The sequence below is a fragment of the Arthrobacter sp. R-11 genome (genome assembly GCF_049913155.1).
GTDB lineage: Bacteria > Actinomycetota > Actinomycetes > Actinomycetales > Micrococcaceae > Arthrobacter.
Map to the genome: position 1 here is coordinate 2,093,131 of NZ_CP183979.1, position 17,126 is coordinate 2,110,256.

Annotated in this window: 18 protein-coding genes; 9 read left to right on the forward strand and 9 right to left on the reverse strand. The window is 64.8% G+C overall.

Translation table 11 applies throughout. The features are described 5' to 3' along the window. Window positions 1–146: 146 nt before the first annotated feature. Together ACN9M4_RS09410 and ACN9M4_RS09415 are read right to left on the reverse strand one after the other, a co-directional pair. Window positions 147–1,046 carry a LysR family transcriptional regulator gene (locus ACN9M4_RS09410; RefSeq protein ID WP_426303253.1) on the reverse strand — a complete coding sequence of 300 codons (900 nt, stop codon included), beginning with the start codon at window positions 1,044–1,046 and terminating at the stop codon, window positions 147–149. A 324-nt stretch (window positions 1,047–1,370) separates the two neighbouring features. Beyond that, entirely contained in the window at window positions 1,371–2,504 is a 1,134-nt protein-coding gene (locus tag ACN9M4_RS09415; protein WP_426303254.1) for an ABC transporter substrate-binding protein, read from the reverse strand. Between the two features lie 1,599 nt (window positions 2,505–4,103). Between ACN9M4_RS09415 and ACN9M4_RS09420 the strand changes: the two genes are divergently transcribed. Continuing rightward, window positions 4,104–4,481 (forward strand): hypothetical protein, encoded by a 378-nt coding sequence (locus ACN9M4_RS09420; protein ID WP_426303255.1) that lies wholly within the window; start codon window positions 4,104–4,106, stop codon window positions 4,479–4,481. A gap of 34 nt (window positions 4,482–4,515) precedes the next feature. Here the strand turns inward: ACN9M4_RS09420 and ACN9M4_RS09425 are convergent, their stop codons facing one another. Then, window positions 4,516–5,571 carry a DNA polymerase IV gene (locus tag ACN9M4_RS09425; RefSeq protein WP_426303439.1) on the reverse strand — a complete coding sequence of 352 codons (1,056 nt, stop codon included), beginning with the start codon at window positions 5,569–5,571 and terminating at the stop codon, window positions 4,516–4,518. 49 nt (window positions 5,572–5,620) lie between these two features. Then, window positions 5,621–6,049: an ester cyclase gene (locus tag ACN9M4_RS09430; protein WP_426303256.1), complete on the reverse strand. Its 429-nt coding sequence runs from the start codon at window positions 6,047–6,049 to the stop codon at window positions 5,621–5,623. A 206-nt stretch (window positions 6,050–6,255) separates the two neighbouring features. On the opposite strand from ACN9M4_RS09430, the gene ACN9M4_RS09435 reads away from it, so the two are divergent. Continuing rightward, window positions 6,256–7,461, forward strand: coding sequence for an amidohydrolase family protein (locus ACN9M4_RS09435; protein WP_426303257.1), 1,206 nt, complete (start codon window positions 6,256–6,258; stop codon window positions 7,459–7,461). Between the two features lie 297 nt (window positions 7,462–7,758). Here the strand turns inward: ACN9M4_RS09435 and ACN9M4_RS09440 are convergent, their stop codons facing one another. Then, window positions 7,759–8,235, reverse strand: a complete 477-nt coding sequence (locus ACN9M4_RS09440) for a pyridoxamine 5'-phosphate oxidase family protein (RefSeq protein ID WP_426303258.1) — start codon at window positions 8,233–8,235, stop codon at window positions 7,759–7,761. A 190-nt stretch (window positions 8,236–8,425) separates the two neighbouring features. Between ACN9M4_RS09440 and ACN9M4_RS09445 the strand changes: the two genes are divergently transcribed. Both ACN9M4_RS09445 and ACN9M4_RS09450 read left to right on the forward strand, forming a co-directional pair. Further along, complete coding sequence (locus tag ACN9M4_RS09445; protein WP_426303259.1) at window positions 8,426–8,848, forward strand: pyridoxamine 5'-phosphate oxidase family protein; 423 nt, start codon at window positions 8,426–8,428, stop codon at window positions 8,846–8,848. 28 nt (window positions 8,849–8,876) lie between these two features. Beyond that, window positions 8,877–9,728 (forward strand): universal stress protein, encoded by an 852-nt coding sequence (locus tag ACN9M4_RS09450; RefSeq protein ID WP_426303260.1) that lies wholly within the window; start codon window positions 8,877–8,879, stop codon window positions 9,726–9,728. Window positions 9,729–9,827: 99 nt separating this feature from the next. Here ACN9M4_RS09450 and ACN9M4_RS09455 read toward each other — a convergent pair whose 3' ends face one another. The 3 genes from ACN9M4_RS09455 to ACN9M4_RS09465 are packed head-to-tail and all read right to left on the reverse strand — an operon-like array spanning window position 9,828 to window position 11,020. Continuing rightward, window positions 9,828–10,025: a hypothetical protein gene (locus ACN9M4_RS09455; RefSeq protein ID WP_426303261.1), complete on the reverse strand. Its 198-nt coding sequence runs from the start codon at window positions 10,023–10,025 to the stop codon at window positions 9,828–9,830. Window positions 10,026–10,085: 60 nt separating this feature from the next. After that, window positions 10,086–10,550, reverse strand: a complete 465-nt coding sequence (locus ACN9M4_RS09460) for a pyridoxamine 5'-phosphate oxidase family protein (protein WP_426303262.1) — start codon at window positions 10,548–10,550, stop codon at window positions 10,086–10,088. Continuing rightward, window positions 10,547–11,020 carry a pyridoxamine 5'-phosphate oxidase family protein gene (locus ACN9M4_RS09465; RefSeq protein WP_426303263.1) on the reverse strand — a complete coding sequence of 158 codons (474 nt, stop codon included), beginning with the start codon at window positions 11,018–11,020 and terminating at the stop codon, window positions 10,547–10,549. Before ACN9M4_RS09465 ends, ACN9M4_RS09460 begins: the two co-directional genes overlap by 4 nt. A gap of 127 nt (window positions 11,021–11,147) precedes the next feature. On the opposite strand from ACN9M4_RS09465, the gene ACN9M4_RS09470 reads away from it, so the two are divergent. Beyond that, entirely contained in the window at window positions 11,148–12,878 is a 1,731-nt protein-coding gene (locus ACN9M4_RS09470; RefSeq protein ID WP_426303264.1) for a GAF domain-containing protein, read from the forward strand. A gap of 31 nt (window positions 12,879–12,909) precedes the next feature. Here the strand turns inward: ACN9M4_RS09470 and ACN9M4_RS09475 are convergent, their stop codons facing one another. Next, window positions 12,910–13,596 carry a response regulator gene (locus tag ACN9M4_RS09475; protein ID WP_426303265.1) on the reverse strand — a complete coding sequence of 229 codons (687 nt, stop codon included), beginning with the start codon at window positions 13,594–13,596 and terminating at the stop codon, window positions 12,910–12,912. A 181-nt stretch (window positions 13,597–13,777) separates the two neighbouring features. Here ACN9M4_RS09475 and ACN9M4_RS09480 point away from each other — a divergent pair, with 181 nt between their 5' ends. The 4 genes from ACN9M4_RS09480 (at window position 13,778) to ACN9M4_RS09495 (ending at window position 17,085) form a co-directional block, all read left to right on the forward strand. Beyond that, window positions 13,778–14,251 carry a universal stress protein gene (locus ACN9M4_RS09480; RefSeq protein WP_426303266.1) on the forward strand — a complete coding sequence of 158 codons (474 nt, stop codon included), beginning with the start codon at window positions 13,778–13,780 and terminating at the stop codon, window positions 14,249–14,251. A 41-nt stretch (window positions 14,252–14,292) separates the two neighbouring features. Beyond that, window positions 14,293–14,652, forward strand: a complete 360-nt coding sequence (locus ACN9M4_RS09485) for an SPW repeat protein (protein ID WP_426303267.1) — start codon at window positions 14,293–14,295, stop codon at window positions 14,650–14,652. A 61-nt stretch (window positions 14,653–14,713) separates the two neighbouring features. Beyond that, window positions 14,714–16,099, forward strand: coding sequence for an MBL fold metallo-hydrolase RNA specificity domain-containing protein (locus ACN9M4_RS09490; protein ID WP_426303268.1), 1,386 nt, complete (start codon window positions 14,714–14,716; stop codon window positions 16,097–16,099). A 119-nt stretch (window positions 16,100–16,218) separates the two neighbouring features. After that, window positions 16,219–17,085: a universal stress protein gene (locus tag ACN9M4_RS09495; protein ID WP_426303269.1), complete on the forward strand. Its 867-nt coding sequence runs from the start codon at window positions 16,219–16,221 to the stop codon at window positions 17,083–17,085. The last annotated feature ends 41 nt before the right edge of the window (window positions 17,086–17,126 follow it).

Genomic DNA, 17,126 nt, shown 5'->3' on the forward strand with positions numbered 1-17,126 from the left:
CGCACTGGCGGTTTGGGATTCCGTCAAAAGGGACGCCGAGCAATGGGAACCACCCGCATGAGTGCGAGGAATTCCTGAATGTAAGCAAATTTATCCAGCTTCGCTGGTTAAAAAAAGCGAATCTTTCTGACTGTTATTTGTAAGTCCTACTTACGGGACGGTCTGCTCTGAAACGCGCGGACAATGGCATCCCGCACGGCCAGGAGTGCCGGGCTGCGCTCCGCTCCCGATCTGACCAGATACTGGATGCTTCGGTGTTGATCCGCGGGCAGCCAGGGACTCGGTATCAGGTTGCTGCCGGCTTCCTGGACAACCATGTCGGGCAGGAAGGCTGCGGCCAGTCCTTGCTCGACCATCCTGAGATGGAAAAGAAGGTCGGAGGAGACGTGGGCGACAATGGGCTCGATCCCCAATTCCCGGCATACCCGCAAGGCCCATTGCGAAGACGCCGAGGCAAGTGGTTCGAGGACCCAGCGCAGGTTTCGGAGCTGATCAAAGTTCTCAAAAGTACGGCCAGGCGGGAGATAACCCCGAACGGGGTCTTGACCGATCACAGTGGTGCTGATGCCCCCGCTTGGAGCCCCTGGAGTGCCGGGAAAGGAGTCAGTTACGACGGCGTCAACCTGTCGCGACAGTAGCTGTGTGACGGCGAATTCGGGGTCCTCGCGACGTAGGCGCACGTCCAGGTGCGGAAAGTTTCGGGCCAGTTCCGCCACAGCTGCCGGCATGACGCTCCGGCTGATAGTTGTGAATGCAGCTATCGTCACTACCCCTTGGGGGCGTTGGTGCGAGGTCGCCAAATCAGCTTCCGCGCGCTCCATCGCAGCCAGGATCGCTTCCGTGTTCCGGACCAGCTCTTCGCCGGCCGGCGTGAGCTTGACGCCGCGGCCGGCCTTCTCCAGCAGGATCACGCCAGTTTCCTTCTCCAGGAGCCCCAGTTGCTGGGAAATGGCCGAATGGCTATAAGCGAGTTCCCGTGCTGCGGCGCTCATGCTGCCATGAAGCTTGACTTCCCTCAGCAGGGTGAGGCGGTGAAGATCCAGCATGTGCAGGGACATCCGTTCTGCTGTTGAGTTCGCGATGTCGACTATCGTAATCCGCAGCGAAAATCACTGCCGCTGAGGCGCCGCAAGCGGGCAAAAGGGGAGTACCAGGCTGTTCCGGCTTCGGATTGGGTAAATCGGCCGGATGGCTCGAATACCTTCGGGCGGCTGATTGCGCCGGCGCCAGGCTACCGCCTTCGTGGTCGGGAAGGCACTCATCAGCGTAGTCAGCGGTTCCGGACCATCGGACGCTGCTTGGTCGCCGTCACTAAGAGTTGTGGCTTCCCGGGCCGTGGTGGCCCGGGAAGCCGGGGGTTTGTGGTGCCCTTAGTCCTGGCCGAGGCCGGCGGCGGAGGTCTTTGTGCCGGTGATCTCGTTCAGGGCGCGCAGGTCGAAGATGCCGTTGAGGTCCGCGGCCTTGGTGGTGCCGGCGTCCACGCCGTCCTGGAGCAGTTTCTTGTAGGTTGCGGCCAGCGGGTCGGTGGTGAAGGTGATGTTCTGCAGGGAACGGGCGATCACGTCCGCGGCCAGCGGCTTGCCCGCGCTGTCCTTCAGGGCGGCGTTGATCACGGAGGCCTTCTCGGCGGCCGGGGCGGTGTTGAGCCAGTCCACCGCCGCCACGTGGCCCTTCAGCAGGGCGGTGACGGTTTCGGGGTGCTCGGCGGCGAACTTCTTGTTCACGATCAGCACGGTGGTGACGAACTCGCCCTTGGCCCACAGCTCCTTCTCGTCCACCAGCACCTTGGCCCCGGCCTGCAGGACCAGGCGGGAGGCCCAGGGCTCGGGGACCCAGGCGCCGTCGATCTTGCCGTCCTGGAACAGCTTCAGGGTCTGGGCGTTCTCGGTCGGGTTGATGTTCACGTCCCCGCTGCCGTCGGTGGAGGTCTTGTAGCCCTGCTTCAGCAGCCAGGCCCGCAGCGCGACGTCCTGGGTGCCGCCCAGCTGCGGGGAGGCCAGGGTCTTGCCCTTCAGCTCCGCCGCGGTCTTGATCCCGGGCTTGACGACCAGCTGGGCGCCGCCGGCGGCGGCGCCGGCGATGATCCGGATGGATTCGCCGTTGCTCTTGACGAAGGAGTTGATGGCCGGGTTCGGGCCGATGTAGGTGGCATCGATCGCGCCGGCGTTCAGGGCCTCGATCGCGGCCGGGCCGGCGTTGAAGACCTGGGTGCTGAGCTTGGTGGCGCCGAGTTCCTTGGCGATGAGTCCCTTGCTGACACCGACCAGGGCCGGGGCGTGGGTGACGTTGCCGAAGTAGCCCAGGCGCAGTTCCGCCGCCGGGGAGGTGCCCGCGGCGGCCGGGGCCTCGTTGTTCCGGGCCACGGCCGAGGCCACCGCGGCGCCGGCGCCGATCAGCAGGGCCAGGCCGACGGCGATGCCCACCTTCAGGCCGCGCCCGGCCTTGGGCTTGTTGCTCTCACCCGCAACGATGCGGGTAGTCGGGTTGTCGTGAGGTGATGGCACAGGCGTAATCCTTTGCGAGAGGGCAGGCCTGCATAACGCTCCAGGCCCAGGAACGGAGATGGTTGGGGTGTGTCCGCGGGACCCGGTGGACGTGGGCGGGTGGGGCTTAGGCGCTTGGTGCCGGGTTGTACGCGGAGGTCTGATGCCGAGGCTGCGTGCCTTGGCTGGATAGAGATTACGGTTGCAGCCTCATCGCGACAACGAGGCATGACACCTGCTGTCATTGGGCGACGCTGGGGTTAACGGCCCGTCGTTTGGTGTCATTCGAGGACCAAAACCTTCATGCAACAAGGCTCTCCGAAGACTCAGGGCAGCTTGTCTAGCGCGTTATGGTCACGACCTCTGGCGGGCAGAATGACCATCGCTTGCGCGCCTGACAGTGCTGACGAGTTGAGCTTGGACCGGGGTGTACGGGGCGTGATGTACCCGGACCGCATGAGTGCTTGCCTGTGCCGCAGGCATTACTCCAGGTTCGGGGCAGGTGGGGGAGTCGGGCTCATTTGTCCTGGTGTTCTTGGGCTTCTCTGTGCTCCGTCCATCGAGGGGGACGGTGGGGCACAGGTCGGTGATGAGACCCATTCCGGCGTATTCGCGCATGGCTTCGATGCCTGCCACAGCTGCACGCTTGTCCGGAAAATCCGTGGAGAGGGCCACCATGGTCCCATTGGGGGCTGTGACCCTGAATCTGAAGCAGCCGTACTCATCTTCGAAGAGTTCGAACGAACCGGTCATGACTGTCCTCCTGGAATCCGGCCATCAGCCGGGTGTTCGTTTCTCATGGGGCCGGGGCGCGACGCTGCGTCCTGGCGATGAGGGGATCAAGGGATCGGGTGCATGGCCGCGAGTGTGAGCCGCGCCACATTTGTCACGCCAACGTATCCGAACGGCATCGGCGCTGGCGAGTGCTGTTCCAGTCACAATAAGTCTGCTATGGCAGACCAGGAGGGGCAGAGCTCAGTCGTACCACTGCCAGCCCGGTGGTACCCATCCCTCGGGACCATGCTGGGAATAGTGGCTTCCACATTGCTTGCAGGTATAGCTCACGACGGAGGCGGCCAAACCTTGGCCCTCGGTGCCGTAGCAGGCAGGGACGAAGGCGTCGTAGCTCAGGTGGGCGGAAGCGCCGCAATTGCGGCAGCCAGGACGTGCCTGGGGTAAGACGGGAGCGGAGGCGTGTGCGCCGTGCTGTCGGTGCGGGGTTGCGGGCATCATGCGGGTACCAACCTTCCAATCGAAAGCCGGACCCCCTGTAGGCCAAAGCTCGAGACCATGCGGGGGCCTCATGAATCGGGCGCGTCGGTCCGGAAGGGCCGGACGCCGGTCAAAAGATGAAGCAGTTTTCGGGGCAGGACGTGATGGTGATTCACAGCACTTTACCCGGCGGATGCCGGCGTGGGTAGAAGTCAATCGCCGGAAGGAACGAGCGGTGCTTTCAATGCGTAAGGGGCGGCCGGCAGGAGTGGAATTGAGTACGGGTTACCCGGGCGTCGCGCTGTATTGGCGGGTAGCCTTAAGTAACACGCCAGTCGGCTCCGCCCCCACAAAAACACCCAGGAGCAGAACATGAGGTTCCACCGGCACTTGCTTACGTATGCCACCGTGCTTACGGTGATTTTCGGCCTCACGGCCGCTCCCGCGGACGCCGCACCCAAACCGGTATCGTTTGCCCAGGTGACCGCAACGCTCTTGCCCTTCAACCAGGTGCGGGTCGAACTGACAGTGAAATGCGAGCCGTCGGACACCTATCAGTTCCAGATTTTCCATGTACTACAAGGCGAGACGGCCGGATGGAACGATGACCCCACTTTCCTTCCCACTCCTTGCGGCACCCGGGAAATTCTGCCCGCGTCCGGTCTTACCGGCTTGTTCGAGCCGGGGAAAGCCCAGTTGCACGCGCTCCTGAATATCTGTGAAGGAGGAGACCCGGCGGCTTGCTCCGTGGCCGAGGTCTGGAAGACCGTCAGGTTGCGTACATGACCTCACCCGGGCCGGCAAGGAAAGCCTGACGCCGTCACCAGCCGCCGCGCGTCGGCGTATGTCCCTGCCGGGCGTCGTCGGGCATGGCCATTTCGGCCCGCAGGCCCAGGAGCCGGATCGGCCGACCCGCCTCGATCGAGGCGGCAAGGTCCAAGACCCGCGCGAGGATTTCGTTCCGGTCGGATGTCTCGGGAATCTTCTTCGCGTGGGTCGTCGTGAAGAACGGCGCGTACCGGACCTTGAGCGTCAGCCCGATCACGGGCCGTCCTTCAGCAGCGACATCCTCAAGGACGCGCGCTGTCAGGTCCCTGACGGCGTCGTCCACTTGGCCGTGCTCGGTGAGGTCACGCTGGAAGGTGGTCTCCCGGCTGTGCCCGCGGGCAACCCACGGGGTGTCGTCCACGACGTCGGCACCGTCCCCGCGTCCGAGTTGTGCATACCAAGGGCCCATCCGCGGGCCGAATTCCGGGACCAGGCTTTGGGGATCGGCCGCGGCGAGTTCGGCGACTGTGTCGATACCGAGCTTGGCCAGCCGGGCCGACACGCGGGCTCCGACGCCCCACAGCTCCTTGGTGGGCCGGCTGCCCATGACGTCGAGCCAGTTCGCGGCAGTGAGCCGGAAGACCCCGGCCGGTTTGCCGAAACCCGTAGCGACCTTCGCCCGGACCAGGGTGTCGCCGATGCCCACGCTGCAATGCAGCTGCGTCCGTTCCAGGACGGCGGCCTGCACCTGCCGGGCGTAGGTTTCAGGATCCTCCGTCTTAATGCCCACAAAGGCCTCATCCCAACCCAGTACCTGCACGGTGGCACCTGGCTGAGCGCGCAGCGTTGCCATGACCGTTTCGGACGCCGCCAGATAGGCCTCGAAGTCGACGGGAAGGATCACGGCGTCCGGCACTTTCCGGGCCGCAATTCGCAGGGGCATTCCGGAGCCCACACCGAAGGCCCGGGCCTCATAGGACGCGGTGGACACAACGGCCCGTTCGGTGGGGTCGCCCCGGCCGCCGACAATGATCGGCTTGCCAGCAAGCTCCGGCCGCCTGAGTACTTCGACCGCAGCAATGAACTGGTCGAGATCGACGTGCAGCACCCACCGGATTCCGCTCACGCCACCAGTCTGCCCTAACGTCCCGGGAAGGTCAGCCGGCTGGGAGCTCGAGTCGGGCGCCAATCTCGCTGAATGCTCCATAAAGATCCGGCACGCCCCACCATTCGACTAGGAAGCCGTCCTCGAAGCGGAGGATCTGAATGGAGACGATTTTCAGGGACTTGCCGGTCGCGGGCAGTCCCAGGAACGGCCCCGTGTGCACTCCCCGCCACGTCATCCGGGCGGCGACTTTGTCGCCCTCCACGACAGTGTCTTCGACGTGCCCCGTGAGCTCGGACAGCCCGGCATGGAGACCCCGCATCCAGAAGACGATTCCGGCCAAACCCGGAGGCTGACCAGGAACGGGGCCATGGTCCACGATGTCCGGACTGACGATCCCGGCCAGGGCGTCCTCGTCGTTGGCCGCGACGGCGGCGATGAGCCGGCCGTATGCCTCCCGCAGTCGATCATTGTTGCCCATGGTTGCTCCTCGAGTGGCGGCCGGAACGGCTACGACCAAGTTTGGACGCCGCGGCAGACGCGGGCAAGGGCGGGAAGACCGGTGGCGGCCGAGTGCCTGGGGGAGGTGGTACCGCTGCTGAGGTCCTTCACTGCTCATAGACTGATGCGCAATTGGCTAGACAGACACCGGCCGTCATCTCGTGGCGACACCATGGAAGAGACACAATGCATTCAACGCACAGCAGCGCTCTCACTGTCCGGAACGCCTTGATCTTCGACGGCTCATCGCCCGAGCTCACTGAAGGCTCGATCGTCTTCAAGGACGGGATCATCGCCGAGGTCGGAAACGTGGCTCCGCAAGGCGAGGTACTCGACGTCGCCGGCAAAACGGTGGTTCCCGGCCTGATCGACGCGCATTTCCATGCCTACGCGGTTGGCCTCGGGGGATTCGAGGTCGAACGCGGCCCGCTGAGTTACGCCGCTCTTGTGGGCGCCAAACGCCTGGAGTCCGCCTTGCGGAGGGGTTTCACGACGGTCCGGGACGTGGCCGGTGGCGATGTGGGTCTCTCGCGCGCCATCAAGGGCGGCCTCTTCCCGTCGCCACGCTACTACTTCACCGGGCCCGCCCTCAGCCAGACCGGGGGACACGGTGATCCACGGTCCGCAGACCTCGATCTCTGCTTCAGCCATGGTCACATGTGCGCCGTCGTGGACGGCGTGGATGAACTGAGGAGGACCGTCCGTGACAGATTCCGGACCGGCAGCCATGCCATCAAGATCATGACGTCGGGCGGAGTCGTGTCGCTCACCGATCCCATCCGGGTACCCCAGTATTCCGGTGAGGAGATCCGTGCGGTCGTGGAGGAGGCCACCCGCCGCGGCAGCTATGTTGCCGCGCACGCCTACTCTCCGGAAGCGATCGTCCACTCGGTCGAAAACGGCGTGCGGTCCATCGAACATGGCAACCTCCTGGACCGCCAAACTGCTTCCCTGATGGCAGATCGCGGCAGCTACCTGGTCCCCACTCTCGCTACCTACGATGCGATGAACCGCCGGGGCGCAGGCCTTGGACTGAACCCGGTTTCGCAAGCCAAGAACGCTGAGGTTCTGGACGCCGGAAAGTCCGCCATCGAGTTGGCACTGCAGGCGGGCGTCACGGTGGGCTTCGGTACCGACCTCATGGGCGATCTGGAAGACGAACAACTTGCCGGTGTCCGCTTGCACACCGAGGTGGCCGGTGTTTTTGAAACACTGAAGTCGATGACTTCGGTCAACGCTGCGCTCCTGCAGGACGGCGCGATCGGCCGGATCTCGGCAGGTGCGGCCGGAGATGCTTTGATCCTCGACAGGAATCCCTTCGAGGATCCTGCCGTGCTTTGGGAGGAGGAGAGGCCCCGGACGGTGATCCACGATGGCCGGGTGGTCCGATGAAAGAGGGGGCCGGTTGCCGAACGGCAACGGGAGGGACTCTCATGAGCCATTCTCACCGCTTCCGGGGGTTGTGTCCGACGACGGTTCCGGGCGGCATCGGGGCGCCGAACACGGGGCCAGGCTTGGGCCGCTTGGCGTGTCGCTCCTCTTCGGAGATCCGTTTGAGGTGCTGCAACACCCACGGGACCATGTACCCGCGCGCCCAGATGATGTCATCGGCCGCCGCCGTCAAACGGGCGGCGGGCAGCGCGATGTCACAGCCGTTCTTCCGGTCGATTTCTTTGCCCGCCCGGCATGTCAGGCGTCGGTGCCCTCGGGTGGCAGGTTCTGGGCCAAGGGAGGCCACCATTGCGATGGCGCGCTGATGACGAAACGCCGACCGCTGAGGTCGGTCGGGACGATTCGGATGAGCTGGTCCTTTACGCCGGCTTCCCACGGTGAGAGTGAGGTTGCTGCGGCCTCCTGGAGCTCTTCGGCATCTTCGACGAGTTCGGCCGTTCCCTTGACCACGACGCTCCACGCGATGGTGCCATAGGCGTTGAGGCCGTCCGCCTCGAAGGCAACCGGGTTTCCGCCTTGCAGTGCGCTGAGCTTGGTGCCCGGCCCGGTACGGAAGATCAGCGTGCCGAAGTTGGGCACATAGTTGACCGGGAAGATTTCAGGGTCTCCGCTGCTGACCAGGGCCACCCTGCCGACAGAGGATGTCTCAAGGCATTTCCAGCAGTCGTGCACGGTGAGGGAGACGGTTTCAGAAGCCGGGGCCGGATTTTCCATGTGCCGAGCGTAGGTTCCAGGCGCACCGCGCGGTAGGGCAGAAAGTCCCGCAAAGCAGAAGCAGGGAGCGGCGACGGCAGCTGCGTCGTGACTTTCGGCCCTGTTTCTGCTGCCCGTTCCGGGGAAGACTAGGGCCCACGAACCGGTGCGTTTCCTTGTCGGGCACCGCCGAACAGCCAGGAGGAAGACCATGGAAAGTGATGAACGGCCCGGAACTGTCCTGGACGAGGAGCAGTCGTGGGGCGTGCTGCGCCGGTGCGGGCACGGCCGGCTCGCTGTATCGGTCTTAGGCAAGCCCGACATCTATCCCATCAACTACATCGCGGACGATGGCGTCCTGTTGATGAGGACGAACCCTGGAACGAAGCTGGCCGAACTCACGGTCAATGCGAACGTTGCCTTCGAGGTTGACGAAGTGACCGACAGCGAAGCCTGGAGTGTGGTGGTGACGGGTACGGCGAGAGTGGTCGAGTCGCAGTCGGAAGTGGACAGGCTGGACAAGCTTCCGCTTAAACCGTGGATCCCGACGCGCAAATACACGTATGTGGAGATCACTCCCGAGCACATTCACGGCCGGCATTTTGAGCTCGGCGACGAACCCGAGAGGTACTAGGCCCAGTGACGGCCGGCTTCGGACAGGCGTGAATAACGTGAAGGGCAGGATCCTCCTTGGCACCAACGGATCCCCCGCGGCGCTCGCGGCCGGGGACTGGGCGGCCGTCCGCGCCGTCGACGTCGGTGACGAGCTGGTGCTGGCGCATTCGGTCCCCGCCCGCGCCGTGTTCCGCGTCGAGGATTCCTATGAGTCCGCCCGGAAGCACGGGCAGGAGCTGCTGGACGGTGAGGCGGCGCGCCTGTCCGCCCGGCACCCGCATCTGAGGCTCGCAAGCGTGCTCGCCGACGGCGAAGTTGCTCAGGTCATGCGCGGACTTTCCGAAGAAGCAGATCTGGTGGTCGTGGGAACGGACCGTGGCCCCGACGCCCACGGTGAAGGATTCGGTTCGGTAAGTTTCCAAACGTCAATCATCAGCCAATGCCCCGTGACAGTGGTTCCTGTGCTTGGGCAGCGTCCTGCCGCGGGCGTCGTCGTGGGAGTCGACGGCTCCCTGGAATCCGGAATCGCTGCGGAACATGCAGCTGCGGAGGCAAACCGACTGGGCGAGGACCTCACGATTGTGCACGCCGCACGCGACATTTCAGCGGGGCGGGAAATATTGAGCGCGGCCAAGGACAGTGTCACGGCCGCGAACCCGGGCCTGCCGGTGCATGAACTGCTGGATCTGGACCACGGCCCGGCCGAAGCGCTCCTGAAAGCAGGCCTCGGTGCCAGGTTGCTGGTCCTGGGCTGCCGCGGCAAGGGGGGCCTTCGCGTCCTGATCGGTTCGGTCGCCAAGGATGTTCTGTTCAAGATTCATTGTCCGACCCTTGTTACCCGTCCGGCCGGTACTATGGCCGGACTTCGTACCGCCTCGAGCCGGGACGGAGCGCCCTGAGCGCGTTGAGTATGGTCGCGAGGTCCGCCAGCTCCTGAAGAAGGGCCCCGCCCACGGCGGGGATAAAGCCGAAGGCCGCCACCAACATCAACCCGATGCTCAGCAGGATCCCTGTCCAGATGCTTGTCCGATCTCCACCGCCAACGCGGATTCGGCCGGAAGGCTCTTGCCCGTCAACGTCGATTCGTCGAAGACTGCCGTCGGCGAGAGCAGCCTTCCATCGACGGGGAGGACCTCGGAAGGCCTGACCACCAGGATGGTTCCAGCCGCTTGCCCGGTGGCCAGCAGGATTCCCATGACGCCGGCAACAAGCGCGGTGCGGCGAGCAGCGGGAACTGCAGGAACCAGGGTGCCGGGCTAGTGGAACTCTTCGGTCCGGGCATCGGTGACCGGGGTGGTCCAGATGTCAGGTCGAGTCGTCTTGAACCGCCGGCCGGTGACGACCGCGGGGAGGAGGCGCAGATAGTGGACCTTCGGGCCCGGCTGCCAGGGATCCAGGTGCAGGGCATCGACAACCTTCTTTTCCTGCGGATCCGTGATGATCCGGACGGGGCCCTTGACGACGACGCTCCAGGCCGTGCCCGTACCGGCATCGTAGCCATCGACTTCCATCGCGCAGAGATCCTGAATTGCCGCCCGGACCTTGGTCCCGACGTCCGAGCGGAAGACCGCCGTGCCTTTGTCCAACACGTAGTTCACCGGGAAAATCTCCGGCTGCCGGTCCACGATCACCGCCAGCCTGGCAACTGTGGCTTGGCCGAGCAACTCCCAGCATTCCGCAGGATCGAGCCTTTCGGCGGGATTCCCAGGCTTCCCGTTCATTCCAGGCCTGCCCGGGTTGCATCGTCCAAGGGACTCCACCACGTCAGTGGTGACGTCACTTTGAAGCGGCGGCCGGTGATCGACGTCGGGACGATCCTCACAAAGGCGTCTTTCCTGCCGGCCTGCCAGGGGAACAGCAGGAGTCCCACCGTATCCAGGACCTCCTGGGTCAGGGTCACTCCGACGGCTCCACCTTTTACTACCACGCTCCAGGCGATGCCAGTATCCTGGTCGACGCCGTCGGCTTCCAATGCCACGGGAGCGTCACCCAGGGCCGCGTGAAGTTTGGTTCCCTCCCCGGTGCGGAAGACCAGCGTTCCGTGATCGACCTTGTAGTTGATCGGGAAGATGTCCGGATGGTTTGCCGCCCAGACCGCCAGTCGTCCCACGGACACGCCCCGCAAGAGGGCCCAGCATTGTTCGGCGGACAGGACCTCGACGCCGGAAACAGGTGATGGCTTGTTCGTCATGGCCCCGACGGTACGCCCTTGCCCTTTCCTGGAACAGGGCACAAAGGCCCCTGCCCACATTGGATGCTGGAACCCGGTCATACCGCCGGGTAGGCTGGCATCGGAGCGTATGGAAGGGACCCCCGATATGTCCAGCCCGGACCAGGAACGGACCGAACACCATCCGGCTGCGGGGATCCGGATCGAAGAATTGCTCACGGAATTCCTGGCCAAAGCCAGCGAGCTTCTTCACGCCCAGGAGCACATGCGCGGGCTGCTGGAGGCGGTTGTTGCGGTCGCCGAGGACCTCAGCCTGGAAGCCGTCCTGGACCGGGTAGTCACATCGGCCTGCCGGCTGCTGAAGGCCCGTTACGGTGCCCTGGGGGTCATCGGCGAGGGCAAGGCGTTGAGCCACTTCATTACTGTCGGCATAGATGAGGAACTCGCCGGCAGGATCGGGCCACGTCCCACCGGCCACGGTGTGCTGGGCCTGCTGATCACCGAGCCTGTGCCCTTGCGCCTGCATGACCTGCGCGAGCATCCGAACGCTTACGGGTTCCCGCCAAGTCATCCCCCCATGAAGTCCTTCCTGGGGGTCCCGATCCGTGTCCGCGACGTGGTGTTCGGAAATCTCTACCTCACCGAAAAAGAGGGCGGGGAAGACTTCACTGCTGAAGACGAGGACCTCGCCGTCGCCCTGGCCGCCGCCGCCGGTGTCGCCATCGAAAACGCCCGGCTCTATGAGGATGCGCGTCGCAGGGAGTCCTGGCTGGAAGCCTGCATGGATGTGACCGGCAGGATGCTTGGCGGCGAGCGGGCCCTGGAGCAGGACGAACCCCTGGAGGAGAGCAATTGGGGGCTCAACCTGATCGCTGACCGGGCGCTGCGCGAATCCGGCGCCGATCTCTCGCTGATCCTGATCCCGGCGGACAGTAGCGGGGCCTACCGGGTACTCGGAGCTTCCGGGGGACACGCCGGGCAATTCGCCGGCGAACTGTTGGCCCTGGACTCCGCGGAAGTCCGGGGTGTCGCGGGCGGCGGCCCCCCGGCCTTGGTCGACGAAGCGGGCTTCCTTCTGGGCACGGCCGACGGCATGAACCTCGGTCAGCTCCTGGCGATTGACCTCAGTGCCCACGGTGACCACCATGGTCTCTTGATCCTGGTCAAGGCTCGCGGCACCGGACCCTTCTCGAGGACGGATATCGAGATGGGCGCTGTTTTCGGTTCGCACGTCGTGCTGGCCCTTGAGCTCGATCGGGCCCACCGTTTGAGGGAACAGGTGGTTCTTTTCACTGACCGGGACCGGATCGCCAAGGACCTGCACGACGTGGTCATTCAGCGCTTGTTCGCGGCAGGGCTGAGCATTCAGAGCCTTCGGCGCTTCACCACCAACGAGGCCGCCTTGGCCCGGATCGATTCCGTTACGACAGAGCTCGACCAAACCATCCGCGACTTGCGCGACACCATTTACTCGCTTCGCGCCGGTGCAGGGGAGCGGGAACTTCTGAGCAGCCGAATCCTGCAGGTGGTCCGTGGGGCGACCCGTTCCTTGGCGTTCGCGCCGCACTTGACCTTGACAGGGGCCGTGGATTCCGTGCTCGACGACGATGCTGCCGCGAACCTGTTGGCCGTCATTTCGGAGGCGCTTAGCAACGCCGTGCGGCATTCCGGCGCCGGGTGGATCGGTGTGTCCGTCGCCGCCGGGGACGGGAAACTGTCGCTATCGGTGGAAGATGACGGCTGCGGATTCGCCGACCCCGTGCCCGGCAACGGCCTCGTCAACATGGAACGGCGGGCCCGTGAACTCAACGGCACCTTCTCAGTCAGCAGCACGCCGGAATCAGGCACCCACTTGGAGTGGGCCGTTCCAGCCCGGTGAGGACAACTCCGCCGAGAATGCGGAGCTGTCCTCAGCGGCGGGGTGCAGAACCGGTTTCCGGCCCGTGCGCCATGAACACCGCTGCCTGTGTGCGCCGTTCGAAGCCCAGCTTCGACAACATGGATGAAACGTAGTTCTTGACGGTCTTTTCGGCCAACAGCATTTCTTCGCCGATCTGGCGGTTCGTCAACCCCTGACCGACGAGTTCGAGCACCCTGCGTTCCTGTGGCGTCAGGGCTGCCACCCGCGGGTCCAACGGTTTCGGCTCCGTGAGCCCTTCGACGATCTTCGCTTTCAATCCGGCGTCAAACAGCGATTCACCCTGCGCGGCTTTGCGGAGTGCCCCCAAGAGGTCGGAGCCGCCGATCTCCTTCAGGACATAGCCTGCGGCGCCGGCCAGGACCGCGCTTCGGAGGGCCTGTTCGTCGTCGTAGCTGGTCAGGATGAGGCACACCAGGGAAGGGTCCACTGAACGCACATCGCGGCACACCTCGATGCCGGTGCCGTCCGGCAGGCGGGCGTCCAGGACTGAAACGTCCGGGCGCAGCGCCGGGATGCGGCGGGCCGCTTCCTCGGCGGAGCCGGACATGCCGACCACAACAAACCCCTCACCCTCCAGAAGCTCCTGGAGGCCCCGGCGGACCAGTTCGTGGTCGTCAAGTATGAACACCCTGATCGCTTCGCCGGAGGAGCGATGTGGGGTTGATTGACGGTCCATGGTTCTCCTGTCCCAGCAAGGCGTCGGCTTTGAGCGGGATTCCCTTATCCCGGCTCTGCCATTGTTTCTTGCCTGCTCGAACGCCTACAAGGGTCGAAGGACCTAAACGGACCCTGTGACTTTTGGCACTGTTTTGCCGCGTTGCTTCTGTCCACGCTGGGAGAAAGCAAGGAGACGAACCATGGCGAAACGCCCAAAGCGCGAAAAGGTCATTGTTGGCGTCGACGGCTCGGAGGAATCCGTTGAGGCCGTGCGCCAGGCGTGTCGGCTGGCCCTCGCCACGGGACGCGATGTTGAAGCCTGGACCTGCTGGGAATTCCCGGCCGGGTACGAAGCATATGTGGCCATGGGCATCGACGGCTTCGCGCATGAAGCCGCCACCGCGCTGCAGCACGCCGTTGCGAAGGCTTTCAACGGTGAGGTTCCGCCCGGATTCCGGACCAGGCTTGTCCACGGTTCCCCGCGCACGGAACTCATCGCGGCGAGCCGCCATGCTTCCTTGCTGGTCCTCGGACGGCGCGGACGCGGGGGCTTCCGCAGCCTTCCCCTCGGCTCGGTCAGCGCATCCTGCGTGGCCCATGCCGGCTGCCCTGTCCTTGTGGTCCACCGGAAGGACCTGCCAAGGAGCACCGATCCCGCCCCGGAGCAACCGTGACGGGTCCCCCAACAGAAAACCACCGAAGGAGTCTGAATCACATGAAGAGATGGACATGCTGGCAGGACTGGACCGCAGTTGCTGCCGGGGCGTATGCGGCGCTGTCCGTGCTGTGGACCGCGCAGTCAGGGTCATCGGCGGCATACCTGGTCACGCTGGGCGTCCTGCTCATCGTCGCTGGCGCGATCAACCTTGCCTTGCCTGGCATGCCGGCGGCCGAATGGGGGCAGGCCGTAATCGCGCTCGTGCTGCTGCTCGCGCCATGGGTGGGAGGCTTCGTTTCCCAGACCGGAGCGGCATGGAGCGCCTGGATTCCGGGCGCCGTCGCTCTGGTGGTCACCGCACTCGCGATCAGGCCGAGCACCGAAGAGTACCGGCACCACCACATGACAGCACACTAGATCGTGCCGGGGTGTCCCGCCGAGGTGGGGCACCCCTGCCGTCGATGACCGGGAGGTCAGCATGACCAACAGAAGCCAGGCCATACTGCGCTTCCTGGGCGCAACGGACACGGTCACAGGTTCCAGATACCTCGTCGAAGCCGCCGGCCGCCGGATCCTCGTCGATTGCGGCCTGTTCCAGGGCTACAAGGTCATACGCAGCCGCAACCGGGGTGCTTTTCCTGTTGCGCCGGCTTCCATCGATGCCGTGCTGCTGACACACGCGCACCTCGACCACACCGGATACGTTCCTGCGTTGGTGCGCGACGGATTCACCGGTCCGGTCTATGCGACTCACGGCACGACGGAGTTGTGTGGGCTGCTGTTGCCGGACAGCGGCCACCTGCAGGAGGAAGAAGCAAGGTACGCGGAGTACCAAGGTTCTTCCATCCATTCGCCGGTGCGCCCGGTCTACACGGCTGCCGATGCCACAAGGTCCCTGGGCAGCTTCAAGTCGCAGGATTTTGACCGGAAGCTCGATCTCGGTGGTGGACTCGAGGCAACGTTCCTGCCCGCCGGACACATACTCGGGGCAGCCCAGATACATCTTGCTGTCGGTGGGCGCTCCTTGCATTTCACCGGGGACCTGGGCCGTTACGACGACCCCTTCATGTTCCCGCCCCGGGATCTTGAAGCAGTCGACATCCTGGTGACCGAATCGACCTACGGCAACCGGACCCATCCCGCAGGGGTGCCCGGGCAGGAACTGGCCGACGTCGTCAACCGCGTGGCCAAGCGTGGCGGAGTGGTGATGATCGCAGCGTTCGCGGTGGGACGGGCAGAGACGCTGCTGCTGCACCTGTCCGCCCTTCGCCGGAAGGGGCTGATTCCGGATATCCCGATCTACTTGAACAGCCCCATGGCCGTGGATGCTTCCCACCTTTATCAGCAGCACCGGGAGGAGCACCACCTCCGCGAAGAGGAATTCAGGCAGATGTACCGCGTGGCACGGATGACCAGGAGCGTTGATGACTCCAAACTGCTCAACCTCAGGGGCGGACCGATGATCATCATCTCAGCCAGCGGAATGCTCACGGGAGGCCGGATCCTGCATCACCTTGAAGCCTACGGGCCGGATCCCCGGAACGCCATCGTCCTCAGCGGCTATCAGGCGGGAGGAACCAGGGGAGCCGCCCTGGCGGCCGGAAGCCGCGAATTGAGGATTTACGGACAGGACGTCGAGATCAGGGCCGAGGTTGTCCAACTGGAGGGCTTCTCGGCACACGCGGACGCCGACGGGATCATCAGGTGGATGCGGACAGCTCCGCGGGCACCCCGCATGACCTATGTTACCCATGGGGAGCCCGATGCCTCAGACGCGCTGCGCACACGCATCAAGCGCGAGTTGGGCTGGAACGCGCGGGTACCGGAGTACCTGGAAACCGTGTTCCTGGACAACCCCCGCTGACTGCCGCAATGGCCGGGCCGCCGCAGGACTTCCGGCCCTAACCCCGCACGGGCGGGAAGGGAAAACTGGGCTTAAGGATCCGCCCGGGTCCACTAACTTGACGAGGAACGGAAACCACCATGAAGAATCCGATTGTCGTGGGCGTCAACGATACCGAGGCCGCCCAGGCAGCCATTGCCTGGGCGATGCACAGGGCGGCGGCACTGAAGCTGCCGGTCGTACTGGTCCATGCGCTGGATGACCGCTGGTCCTACGAGAGCTATTCATTCATTGACGTGATCAGGAAGTCCGGAATCGAGCTTCTTGAGAAGGCGAAAGCCCGGGCGGTCGAGGCGGAACCGTCCGTTGAACTGAGCACCAAGCAGGTTTCGGGGAGCGCGGGATACGTATTGCGGAAACAGTCCCGGAAGGCGTCGATGGTGGTCGTCGGCTCCGGGGAATCATGGTTCGGCGGCGCGGTGACCGACAGGGCGCTGCAGGTCGCCGCCGTCGCGCTCTGCCCAGTAGCCGTCGTCCGGACAGACGCGGACGACGACGGACGGCGAGGCATCGTTGTCGGTGCGGATGGCTCCGAGGAAGCAACCCAGGCAGTCGCCTTCGCGGCGGAGGAAGCGGACCGTGAAGGCCAGGAGCTGACGATTCTGCACGCGTTCGGTAGCCCTCGGTTCCAGGTGCCCAAGGGGATGCCCGGCAGCGACCTCGCCGAACGTGCTGCGGAAGAGGAACGGGTCATCTTGGCGGAAACCGCAGCCGGACTGGCAGAAAACTACCCCGACCTCACCGTCCACCAGGTCCTCGTTGTCGACACGGACCCGGCGCAGGCCCTTGTCGAAGCCGCCGGCAAAGCCCGCTTGCTGGTGCTGGGGAGCCGGGGCAGGGGGGCATTCAAGCGGCTGCTGATGGGTTCCACCGCCCATGCGGTGCTCTCCCACCTTCCGTGCCCCACGATCATTACCAGGGTCCGCCCGGTCAAACACGGGCAGTAACGGGCCGGAACAGGGTCACTCACGATGGCTGCCGGCACGGC